General features: G+C 37.1%; 6 protein-coding genes. All 6 read left to right on the plus strand.

Features of this window, described 5'->3' with window-relative positions; translation table 11 throughout:
* On the plus strand, positions 1-1,327 hold a 1,327-nt coding region (locus tag ACW6OJ_RS04720), incomplete at its 5' end, for a SpaH/EbpB family LPXTG-anchored major pilin (protein ID WP_456095903.1).
* 27 nt (positions 1,328-1,354) lie between these two features.
* On the plus strand, positions 1,355-2,407 hold the full coding sequence (locus tag ACW6OJ_RS04725; protein WP_456095904.1) for a prealbumin-like fold domain-containing protein: 1,053 nt from the start codon (positions 1,355-1,357) through the stop codon (positions 2,405-2,407).
* Positions 2,407-3,324: a class C sortase gene (locus ACW6OJ_RS04730; protein ID WP_456095905.1), complete on the plus strand. Its 918-nt coding sequence runs from the start codon at positions 2,407-2,409 to the stop codon at positions 3,322-3,324. The genes ACW6OJ_RS04725 and ACW6OJ_RS04730 overlap by 1 nt, the downstream gene beginning before the upstream one ends.
* 249 nt (positions 3,325-3,573) lie before the next feature.
* Complete coding sequence (locus tag ACW6OJ_RS04735) at positions 3,574-4,509, plus strand: class C sortase (RefSeq protein ID WP_314497943.1); 936 nt, start codon at positions 3,574-3,576, stop codon at positions 4,507-4,509.
* A 140-nt stretch (positions 4,510-4,649) separates the two neighbouring features.
* Entirely contained in the window at positions 4,650-12,347 is a 7,698-nt protein-coding gene (locus ACW6OJ_RS04740) for a SpaA isopeptide-forming pilin-related protein (protein WP_456095906.1), read from the plus strand.
* 105 nt (positions 12,348-12,452) lie between these two features.
* On the plus strand, positions 12,453-13,355 hold the full coding sequence (locus ACW6OJ_RS04745) for a class C sortase (RefSeq protein ID WP_456095907.1): 903 nt from the start codon (positions 12,453-12,455) through the stop codon (positions 13,353-13,355).
* Positions 13,356-13,418 lie beyond the last annotated feature (63 nt).

The raw sequence follows: 13,418 nt of genomic DNA on the forward strand, positions 1-13,418 counted from the left end.
ATCTACAGATACTGGTAAGTTCTTCAAGAAGGTTCAGGGACCATTGATAACAACAGCAAATGGTATAACAGCTGCAGGTCTAGCAAATGGTGTATATGTTATAGTTGAAAATAAGGCTGCTTCTACTTATACTGGAGCAAACAATGAAATACTATCAGAAGCTAAGGCAGTTCCAGCTAGATTAGTGCTTCCTGCAACTAACAGTGCTGGTAAGACATTTGGAACTGGAGCAGATGCCCTTCACATTTATCCAAAGAATACTGAAGAAAAGCCAAAGATAGACAAGACTGTTGGAGATCTTGAAAATAAGTACATGTCAACTGAAATAGGCAAAACTGTAACTTGGTACCTACAGGCTACAGCTCCATCTGATATAAAGGACTACAAGAAGTTCATTTTATCAGATACATTCTCTAACTCACTAACTTATAAGGGTAATGTTCAGGTTAAATTTGGTACAGGTACTAATTTCGCTACATATACAGCCCTAACTAAGGATACTGACTATACACTTACTGAAGCTGGTCAGACTGTTACAATAGAGCTTAAAGATGCTGGTATTGCTAAGTTGTCACCGGGTCAGAAGGTTATAGCTTCAGTTGATACAGTTATAAACAAAGATGCTGTAATGGGTCTAGAAATACCAAATAACTTCACTTTAGAATATGGACATAATCCTAACTCTACAGGTAAGAAAGAAAAGCTTCCAAAGGATGAAGAACCTAAGGTAGTTACAGGTGGTAAGAAGTTTAAGAAGGTTATTGAGGGTACGGAGACAGCTCTTGAAGACGCAGTATTCAAACTACGTGATGATCAGACTGATGCAATGTGGACAGCTGAATTAATCGAAGCAAATAAGGCTGCTATAGATGCAGGTCAGTTTGCTACAGAAAATGGTGGAGCATACACTGCTACTTCAGCAACTAATCAGCCAACAGCTGGACAGCCAATATACCTAAGATCAAAGTCTGATGGTACTTTTGAAATCAAGGGTCTAGAATTCTCAAGCTGGAAGAAGCAGAAGTGGAATGGTACAGCTATGGTAGATGGTGACCAGGTAACTCACAAGTGGAACCTTGTCGAAGTTAAGGCTCCTACTGACTATGCTATAAATACAACACCAGTAGATTTCACAGTAGATAAGACTTCTTATTTTGTTGACCCAACAATAGCTAGCCCAGTTGCTGCTGATCCACTAAAGGTTAACAATAAGAAGGTAACTATCCCACAAACTGGTGGTATAGGTACTGTAATATTCGCAGTAGTAGGTCTAGGACTTATGGGATTTGCTGCATATGCTATGAAGAGAAACTCTAAGGAAGACTAATTAATATAAAAAGCCGGAGGAAATTTTATGAAAAAGTACTTTAAAAACTTAATAAAGACAGCTTTCATATTTGTTCTAGGCTTTGTATTAACTCTATCAGTAGTTTCAGCTGATACGACAACTTCTGTCCAAGGACCTGCAAATGGCAACCAAGTAAATTTCACTATCCACCTTGGTAGTAATTCATTTTCAGGAACAGCTAGCAATAAGAGCTTTGAAAACAGGACCCTTTTGCTATGGAAGCTGGATACTCACCTAGTAGGTAGTCAAGAATCTATAGATAAACAAAAGTTAGAACTTGTAAAGAAGCTAGCAAATGTTAAAAATGAGGATTTGACTAAAAAATATGGTGAGCCTATAAAGACAGATAAGTCTGATAAGGATGGTCTGATTAAGCTCCTACTAAATAAGGACACTTCTTATTATGTTAGAGAAGACCTTTCAAGTGGAATAAAATCACCTTTAATCTCAAGCTTTGTCATAGTGGTAGAAAAGGTTTCGACAGGGAATGTTGACATATACAATAAGTATGTACGACCACCTAATCCATACACTCCACCTGGAAAAGAAATTCCACCAAAAAAGTTTGTGAAGGTAGATTATGATGACACTAGCAAGGTTCTTGAAGGTGCTATATTTAGGGTAGCTGTAAAACAGGGGGATACCTATAGGACTGTAATTAAAAAACATTTAACCTATGCAGTTATTTCGAATGAAAAGGGAGAATTCACTGTTGAAGGCCTTCCAAAGGGAACCTATTACCTAATAGAGACAAAGGCTCCAAGAGGATACCGTCAGCTAGCTAGTCCGATAGAATTTACTATTGACGACAACTCAGAGAATAACTTCACTGTTACACAGGTGAAAAACAAACTTGATGCAAATTATATCCCAATTAAACCACAAGATGGTGGAAACATAGTCTATAAATACTCAACTAATAAGATTGTGGTTCCGAAGACTGGTGACATAATGCTCCTACTATTAACTATAGGAGGAGGCTTACTAGCTATACTAGGACATCTAATCTTAAGGGATGAAAAAAATAGTTTTTACCCAAGTTTTTTTAGGAGGGTCTAGTGTCAGATTTGTTAGAAACAGGAAGCAAAGTTGAAAATTCAAGTGAAACTACTAAAAATACAAACAAAAAAGCAAGGAAGAGGAAGAAAAAACAATGGCCCTTTTTACTAGTATTTATACTGGGGCTATTGGTAATGTCCTATCCCTTGATATCACGCTTTTATTATAGGATAGAGTCTACACAGCAGGTTGAATACTTTGATATAGAAAAGAAAAAGCTAACAGAAGCTGAAGTAAGAAAAAGGATAGAGTTGGCAAATGCCTTTAATAAATCCTTAAACAATGTAATTTCAACTGATCCATATGTTAAAAAACGAATGGAAGCAGGAAGACAAGAATATGCCCGTATGCTTGAAATAAATGAGCTAATAGGACATGTTGAAATACCTAAGATTGACACTGATATACCTATCTATGCAGGTACGGTAGAGGACGTCCTTCAAAAGGGCGCCGGTCATTTGGAAGGTACATCTCTTCCCGTTGGTGGCTCTAGTACCCATACAGTTATAACTGCTCATTCAGGGCTTCCGACTGCCAAGCTATTTACAGACCTTTCAAAATTAAAGGTTGGAGACAAGTTCTTTATACACAACCTGTCTCGAGTACTAGCCTATGAGGTCGACCAAATAAGAACTGTAGAGCCTTCAAACTTTAGTGATTTGCTTATAGTTCCCCACAAGGACTATGCAACCCTACTTACATGTACGCCTATAATGATCAATACACATAGGCTCCTGGTGAGAGGGCATAGGGTTCCATACAACCCACATGAGTTTGAATCCTTGAACAAGAAAAATAAGAAGATTTTCTGGTTGAATACTATAGGCTTTGTATTATTACTACTACTAATAATGCGATGGATATACAGGAAAATTAGAAGGAAGTCAAAAAAGGGCAAAGATATAGCTGAAAATTAAAAGTGAGCTTCAAACATAGGATAAGTAAAAGGTAAGTTTAAAAGCGATAGATAATTTTCAATAAGCAATATATAAACCACATATAGGGGCTGGGAGCCCGGTCCCATATGGGTTTATATCTGGGTGATAAGGGCTTATCACTCGGATATAAGCCTATATAAACAGTACAGAGTTTATTTAATTAGAGATAATAAAGTGATAATTACAGATATATTACAGATATATTAATATAAAAAGTAGGGTGAGAATATGGGAAGAGCACTTAGGCAAAAAGATAAGAAGAGTCAAGGAAAAAATAGAATATTAAAGAAAACTATAAAAATAGGTAAACATGAGGTTGACCAAAAAATAGTTTTAGGGGTTGTATTTATCCTAGGCTTCTTGATAGCTGTATACCCCATTATTTCTCAGATGTACTACAGTGTCGAGTCTACCCAAGAGATTAAGGACTTCGATGAGAATAGGGAAAGGATGGCCAGGTCAGAGCTAAATAGGAAAATTGAGCTAGCCAAGGGCTATAATGCTTCTCTAAAACCAACTAATCTCAAGGATCCATACAAGAACAAGCAAAAAGAGGGTATAGCAGAATATGCTAGGATGCTAGAAGTCCATGAAAAAATAGGCTACGTAAGTATACCAAAGATAAGGCAAAAGTTACCTATATACGCAGGGACAGCAGAAACTGTACTAGAAAAGGGAGCAGGCCACATGGAGGGAACATCACTTCCTGTTGGAGGTGCTAGCACCCACACAGTAATAACAGCACATAGGGGCCTACCAAGTGCCACTATGTTTAGACACCTAGATGAATTAAAGAGAGGGGATATATTCTACATACATAATATAAGGGATGTATTAGCCTACAAGGTTGACAGGATTCTTACCGTAGAACCTTCAAACTTTAAATATGTCCTAGTTGATGCAGGATATGACAAGGCGACCCTCCTTACATGTACGCCATATATGATAAACTCACACAGGCTACTGGTTACAGGACACAGGGTACCTTATGTACCACCAAAGAAGACAATAGATGAAGTTCCACCATTTGTATGGCTAAAGAACATATATGTCTTCATAGGAGTAATGATACTTTTGGCACTACTTATATTCGTTTTATTTAATAAGTGGTTGAAAAAGGATAAAGAAGACAAAAATATAAAAATGAAAAAAGAACTTGAATAATTATGACACTTATGACACCAACAAGGTGGATTTAGTATAGATAAAAAATAAGTTAAAAAATTTTAAAGTAAAGTTAAAATGCAAGATAAGAAATTTAGCAATTATGGAAACAATAAATTTAACGGGATGAGAGGTATAAAATGTTGAGAGATTTTCTGAAAAAAACAATAACGATCTTGCTGGTCGTTATGATGATTACACAATATTTGCCGCACTCAGCAAGTGGTGAAGGTCTATCGGGAAGTGATATTTCCCAAGGAGGCATAAGCTCTATATGGCATGATCTATTTGGCTTTGGAGATGCGGAATCTAAATCTGCGGGATCTAAATCTACGGAGTCAAATGATGTAGAGATAGATACTAATGAAAAAGCTAATTCTAATAATGATTCTGTAGAAACAGAAGATAAAAATGAACCTGCAGATCAAATAGAAATAGGAGAGCCAACGGACACTGTAGTTAGTGTTAGTGAAAAGGATGAATCCCTAACACCACTTTACCAGAACCTGATTATTGACGTATCGGATAATCTAGGTGGCAAGGTGAACGCAGTAGAATTCAAGCTAACTCAGACTAGTCCTAAGTCTAACGAAGCAAATGTTAGGACTGGTAAGACTATAAGAGGTAAGCTGGTATTCAATGGATTAGAGAAGGGCGAATACCTTCTTGAAACTAGTAAGAACTTGACTGGCTTTGACCAGACAAGGCTAAAGTATAAGGTAACTGTATCAGATGATGCCAGTATTAGGGTTACTGACCTATTAAACAATAGGGAAGCCAGTACTACTACAGGCAAGGAGTCTATAGTTAACAATAACCTAATCCTGTCTTTAGAGGCAAAGAAGACTTCTGGAAATATAATAAGTATACCTATTAGTATCCAAGCCCTAAAGAGGGATAAGTTGACAAGGCTAAGTCTATATGCTGACCTTAATGAGGCATTTGCTGACCAGACCTATAATATATCAGCTGGTGAAGGAACATACAACTCAGGTAAGTACAAATTTACGGATATAAGTTTTGATTCAAGTAACAAGTGGACAGCCAATATTAAGCTCAAGATAAAGGATGGAAAGCTTGATAAGGCAGATGTAAAGAAAATTTTTGAAAATATATACCTAGACAATGACGGAAAGAAAGTCAACATAACAAGCCCATTATTATACATGTCAGAAGTAGTAGAAAATACTAAGTTGAACGTAGACCTAATCAGAAAAGAGGAGCCAGAGGTTAAACCATATAAAAAGACTGAGCTACCAATTTCACCTAGGTCACTTACTGCAAGTGCAATGTCTAAATCGGTTGACCTTGATGCTATTGATGAACTTCCACCAGTAATGTTGGATTCTATTATAGAAGCAACTGTAAATAATGCCTTGGCAGCGTCTAATGGAAGTGAATTATCTGATTCGGATATTAGACTATTAGCAAGAAGTGCATCTTTGCCTGGTGAAAATGGTAAGGGAAAACTTGTAATTAACAAGGTCGACAAGGCTAGTAATGCTCCATTGGAAGATGCAGTTTTTGAATTGCTTTCTAGTGATAAACAAACAGTAGTTCAAACTAAAACCTCTGGAACAGATGGTAAGGTGAAGTTTGATAATATTAACCAAGGCACATACTATATCAGAGAAGCTACTGCGCCTCTTGGATATGCCAAAGATGATACTGTATGGAAGGTTGATGTTGATAGTCAAGGTAATACACAAGTATCTGATAAGAAAACAAGATACCAAAGTGATGAGGTCAGTAAATATGTGGATGATCCTAGAACAGGTCGTCAGGTATATACAAAGTCTAAGGTAGTCAATGTAGATTATGCAAATGGAACATTTACCGTTGTATCATATGTTAATATAGATGGTAAAGCATACAGAAATAATTCATTGTTTTATGTATATCCGAAATGGGATAATGCGTCATCATCTTATGATGTAAATAATACAAATTTAATATTAGAATACGCTGTGGTAGATGCAAGCACTTTACCTAGTGAGGTACAAAATTATGATCAGTTACCAAGTTCTACATATAATGGTCTTGGCAATCCAGTAAAAGCAGGTCAATGGTTTAGGATACCGTTAAATGACGCCTTCAAAACTTCAGGGAAAGCTGCCATTATAAAGACAACTATGAATTTTGATAAAAATTCAAGTCATAATCTATCAACCGCGGTATGGTTTAGGGGATTTACGCCATCAAGGCATGACACAAACGGAATGGTTATGGTTGTAGAAAAAAATGATTATGTTCCTATGCAGAGTAGTGACCCGAGTGTATTTACTTTCAAGGCTCAAAATACTAAAGAGTTTGATGTGGTTGGAAGAATACAAATTGACAAGACTGATAAGACAGGAAATAAACTTGCTGGGGCAGTGTTTAAGTTGACAAATAAAAATGATGTTAGTAAGGTTTTTGATGTTACTACGGCCGCAGGACAGTCTGCATATATAGATGATATACCACCAGGTACATACACTTTAAGAGAGTCAACTCCTCCAAGTGGATATGTTTCATCAACTGAAGTCTGGGATGTAACTGTTGACAATAGGGGTAATTCAAGCATAACTAAAAGAGGAACTGATCCGAACTCAACTGTTTCTTCAGTAGTTTATAATGGAAATAATGCTAATATGAGAAACCTAAACCCTTCTGTAGGAAGCTTAAACGTTCAAAATGATAGGGCTAAAATAAAGGCAAAGAAAGTCGATTTTAACTCTAGAACAACACCAATAGATGGTGCGGAATTCGAATTATATAAGGAGTCGGGATCGAGTAAGGTTACTACAGGAAAGAAGGCAACTACTGATGCCGATGGTCTGTTAGAGTTTGAAATTTTAGAAACCAATAAGGTATACTGGTTGAAGGAAACAAGTGTTCCTGAAGGTTATAAGATAGAAACAGAAGCAAATGGAACAGAAAAGTATTATGGTCCTTTTGCTGTAGACAGTAGTGGTGCAGTTAAGACTAGCCTTAGTCCAGGTGCCCAGGCAGTTCAGCAACCATTTGAAATAACAAACAAGAAGATAAATGAAAAGAACGCGTTAACTATCAAGAAGGTTGATTCTAAGACAACAAATATAGCACTGGATGGTGCAGTATTTGAATTGTATAAAGAGACTGGTGGAAACAAGGTATCTACAACTAAGAAGGCTACATCAAATGCAAGTGGTGTAGCAGAGTTTGAAGGCTTGGAAGCTGGTAACGTATATTGGGTAAGAGAAGTAACTTCACCTGATGGCTATACAAAGGAAAAGGCAAGTGATGGTTCAGATAAGTACTATGGCCCATTTGTAATAAATGCAAGGGGTATAATCAGGAATGGACAGGAAGCAACAGCACAAAAGGTTGACCAACCTTATATAGTAACGAACAAAAAGGTTAATGAAAAGAATAAGCTTCTTCTTAAGAAGGTGGCTGATGATACTCCAAAGACTCCACTAGAGGATGCAGTATTCGAACTATATAAAGATAACGGTGGAAATAAGGTATCTACTGGTATAAAGACAAGCTCTTCATCAGATGGAACATTTGAATTTGAAGCTCTTGAAACGGGTAAACTGTACTGGTTGAAGGAAGTAACAGCCCCAATCGGTTATGAAAAAGAAAAGGATGAGAGTGGTGACAAGTATTACGGCCCATTTGCAATAGACAACAAGGGTATTGCAAGAATAGGTCTAGGTACAGATGCTCAAAAGGCTGACCAACCTTACCTAATTACTAATAAGAAGTCTGACTCTAGAAAGGGTAAGTTTATTATAGAAAAGCAAGATGGTGAGGGCAATCCGTTAGACGGAGCTGAGTTCAAGATATATTCAGCTGATGACAACTGGACAAACCTTCAGGAGCTAAGTGCTACAAACTACAAGCTTGAACTAAACCCAGCTAAGAACACATTTACCTTCTCTGACCTAAAGAAGGGCAAATATGTCGTTAAAGAGTCAAAGGCACCAAATGGCTATATAATATCAACTGAAGTATTGAAGGTTGAGGTAATGGAAGATAGTCAGACTAAGATAGTAAATGCTGAAAACTTCAATAGAAGGGTTAGAAGGTCAGTAGATGGATTCGAAAGTAATTCTGTATCAATGGGAGATTCTTCTAGAGGGTCTAGTGGATTCTTCTCACTTGCAGCTAGAGGTATATCAAGATTTATGTCAGCTGGTACAAGTGAAGTAAGCCCCGCTACAAGGAATACTTTAGGTACTGCAAGAGCACCAGGTGCGACTAGGGATGCTGGTTCAGATCCACTTGGTTTAGCCCAGCTTTATACAGAAAAGCCAGATCCTACTGCTTACACAAAAGATGGAGAGGGAGAATACCCAAGTCCTTTAGTTCAGTCAGATCCAACTGTAAGGAACTCAAATATACCACTTGATGGTTTACATTGGTATGAGTCGCTTTATTCTAGGCCAAACTCTGGGGATACTGCAACAAACATGAAGGTAGCAGGTGTAAATAAGTATGCTAGAGAGGCTAAGGATAATTCTGGTAAAACTATTGAAGGTGAATATGATATCAACCTAAAGACACAAGGTAATTTTGTAAATCCTAATGATAATGTTGATATTATGATTGTTTATGATAATTCTAACTCAATGGGTGAATCTGCTACTGATGCCAATGGAAATGTAACTAGAAGATTTGAAGTAGCTAAGTCTGCAACGATAAACTTTATTAAACAAGTTTTATCAACTAAAAATAACCCTGAAGGACGAATAAGGATGGGTATAGTAACATATGGTACAGGTATATTCGATGGTGACTACCATACTTCAGAGTTTGATAATTCTGAAAAGAAATTGCCTGACTATACATATGAAAACTTTTCAAGTAATCCAAGTGATATTATAAGTCATTTACCTGTAAATATACCTAAACACTTAAATCCTTTAGCAACAAGAAAGAAGGGGAACTGGGATACCTTACAGGCTTATGGTGGAACTTTTACATCAGGTGCTATGAAGTACGCTGGTGATATATTAAGCGATACTTCTAAATCGCCTGCAATAAACAAAAAAATTATTATACATGTTACTGACGGTATGCCAAGTAAGTCACTAGTTGTAAATAGTATAAATCCTGATGGAACTGTAGGATTTAGTAATTCTACAAAGGGTGATGGTGGCGACTTCTGGTTGACTCCAAATAATTACTATTACTTTTACTATAGCCATTACTATAATAGGGGTTATGGTACAGAGCGTAGGCAGTTTATAATTAATGGTACTTGGGATGAAGTGTCTGCAAAGCATAGAGAAATCATGAAGCAACAGAGAGAAGAAACACCCGTACCAGTAAATGTAGGAGGAAGGGTATACATGGGTATAGTAGGTTCTACTACTCAAATAGCTGGACCTTTTAATATGAACAATAAGAGGGCAGACTATAGTACAGTCCATGGTACTTACAATGTAGGAGGCACTACGATAAAGGACCATGGGTTTGCAGCCATAGGTGTATCTAACAACCTAAAAGCCAAGGGGGTTGAAGTATACAACTTAGGTCTTGAAATTGGAGACCCTTCATACATGAATCCTGCACATATACCAGAGTATTATGAGAAGATTGTACCAAAAAAGGATGCTCTTTACGTTATGAATAGTATGTCTTCAAATGATGGTAGGGGATATTATTATGATGTCGGAAGAGTAGCTGATTTATCAAATGTATTTAACGATATCTCTAAAAGGCTACCTCAAAGAACTATATATAAGGGTCAGACAACAGATCCAATGGGAGAAATGGTTGATTTAAAACTTCCTAACAATTGGACCAATGGCTTAACGAAAGTAACTGACTCTAATAGTGAATTAAAAGACTACTATTTAATTTATGATGGAAGTAAGCCAAGTGCTACTTTCCCAGCTGGTTTCAACTTTGATATAACTGCTTCTAAAACAGATTTATTGGAAAATGTTAAGGTATACTATAATCCGGACACTAGGACTATAAAAATGGACAATTTAACTCTTGGTAAGGATGAGTGGATTAATCTAAGCTATAAGGTAAATCTTAGGACAACAGATCCTAACTATGAGGATAATAGGTATTACCCTACAAATGGCATAACAGAGTTACAGCCAAACACATATTTTGATAGAAAGTGGAGATATCCTGTGCCATCTGTAAAGGGACCGATGAATTCAATTAAGGTTGAAAAGAAGTGGTTGGATACTGATGGTAGTCCAATACCAGGTACAACACCTATCAAGGTTAAGCTCCAGAGAAGAGCAAGACATAAAATCAATAATGCTGTAATCATAGATTGGACAGATGCTAAGAAGACAGGAACAAATGATGTAATGTCATTACAGCTTGATTCCAGCAGTGACTGGAAGGGTTCTTTCAAAAACCTATTAAAGTATGACACTCAATATACTTATGAATATAGGGTGGTAGAAGAAAACGTGCCGGAGGGCTTCATTTCATCTATAGAATTAACTGATACTAATGGTAATGTAGTAAACAATGATGATGGTGTAAAAAATGGTGCGGGTTATGCAAAGATAACAAATACCAAGTCTACTAGAAATATTAAAGTCAAGAAAACTTGGAAGACTGATGAAAATACAGATGGAAAGTCTGTAACAGTCCACCTAAAGGCCTTCAAGGGAGATACTAATACACCTCTAAAGGTAAGTGACTTGTCAGCAAGTGAACTAAATGCCATTAGAATTAGTGGTAGTACGAGTCCTGTAAGTATAAGTGGACAAGATGTGGTTATAACTACGAGTCTAAGCAAGGCTAACAATTGGGAGGCTATATTCGAAAACCTACCAACTAAGACTAAGGAAACTCCTACTTCTAAATCTCAACCAATTATATACCGTGTTGAAGAGGACCAGGCAGATGGCTATGAAGTAGACTACAACTATAGTGATGGAACTTTGGGACTAGTCAACTATAAGGTACCTAAGCTAGGCTTTAAGAATGAAAAGAACAAGATTGAATTCAAAAAGACTGATGAAAAGGGAAATGAAATAGCTGAATCTGATCTGGCAGTAGCTAAATTTGTCTTGAAACGTACAGATGAACCTGGAAGTGCACCTGTTAATGCAAAGAGACAGGGTAGCAAGTTTATATTTGAAGGCTTAAGCCCAGGTACATATGAACTATGGGAGGAAGTAGCACCTAATAATTACGATAAACCAAATACTGCACTTACTAAGTTTGTTGTTGATCAGGAAGGTAGAATAGGTACTCCAGTAGCACTGCATGTGATTAATTCTAGTACTACAGCTCCAGAGGACAAGTACCTGAAGGAGGATAATGGCTACAAGATCAAGAACTATAAGAAGGACATGAAGTTTAAGTTCGAAAAGGTTGCGCCTATAGGACCTAATTCAGTAACTGTGCTTGCTAATGGTGAACTAAAGCTAGAACTGTATAAGGCAACGAGTACAAGTGATGAAAGTCAAAAAATAGATGGTGTATTTGCGAATTCTTATGACTTATCGCAACAAAGGCCAGAGACACCTTTCGTAGTTCCAATTACAAAGGATAAGGTTCCATCTGGTATATACTATATAAAGGAAACTCAGGCTCCTGCAGGCTATGCTATAGGTTCTGATAAGATATATATAGAGGTTGACTGGGATAATAGGACTATAAAACAAGTAGAAAATCCATTTGATCCAGCTAATAAGAGGGATGTTGGACAAGCACTATATACAGAAGCTAATGGTAGTGCTGGAGAGTGCTTGAATATCCTTAGAATAGTAAATAACAGGATAGAGTTACCAAGGTCTGGTGGTATTGGACCTCATGTAATTTCACTTGCTGGTATAGGTATAATGTTGGCAGCAACATTTATCTACAGAAGAAGAGTATACTAGTCTCGTGATTAGGTAATATAAACAAAATATTAAAGCATACCTCGCATGATGATTTCATGCGGGGTCTTGCTGATTATAGTGGATATTAGATTAGAAGGTGAATTTATGAAAACTAAAAGGTTGATAGGTCACATCCTCATACTAGTAGGTATATGTATCCCCCTACAGGCATTTACCCAGATAAGTATTCGGGATATGTCTTCTGCAATGGAGTATAGGAAGTACCAAGAAGTCTATAGTAATGAAAGCTCTGACAAGTCTAAGAGTGGAGAGTCAAGTGCTTCATCTAATTCTGAGACTGTAAAAAAGGGCTTTGATAATTATAATAAGTCTGTGGTTGATGGAACAGGACTGGTAGACCCTTTTGTGTCAGATGACTACAAGAGCGATTACCAGATAAAGGACTGGAAACCTGACCAGGTCTTTGGTTACCTTATAATGCCGTCAATAGATGTCAAGCTGCCAATTAGGCTAGATGCTACATATGACCACCTGGACAAGGGCCTTGCTCATGTTTATGGGACATCTCTTCCAACTGGTGGTAAGGATAGGCGTAGTGTTATAGCTGGTCACAGGGGTTGGTACAGGGGTATCATGCTACTTAACCTTGGTAAGGTAAAGCCTGGTGATAAGGTCTTTATAGACAGGAATGGTAACCTAATGACATATGCGGTAAAAAATATTGAGATTATCAGTCCTTCTGAGTGGGAGAAACTAAAGCCAGTAGAGGGTAAGGATATGTTGACTATATTGTCATGCCACCCAATTAGGCCACCAAGTCCATACAGGATGCTAGTCAACTGTGAAAGACAAGAGGAGCCAGTAAGGGAAAAGACCTCTATTAGTAGTTCTGATATAAAGGCAATAGATGCCAAGCTAGATACACAGGAGAAGAGGTCAGTGAAGGTCAAGTACCTATTCTACCTGGCTACACTAGTAGGTTGGATATTAGTAATTTACAGGATTTGGAAAATTATAAGAGAATGGAAGGCTTCTAAAAGAAACTAAAAATTCTAAAGACTGTTGACAAGGTTTTCATAATATGATAAATTAAACTTGTAAGAAAGTGAA

Source organism: Peptostreptococcus sp., from assembly GCF_977045075.1.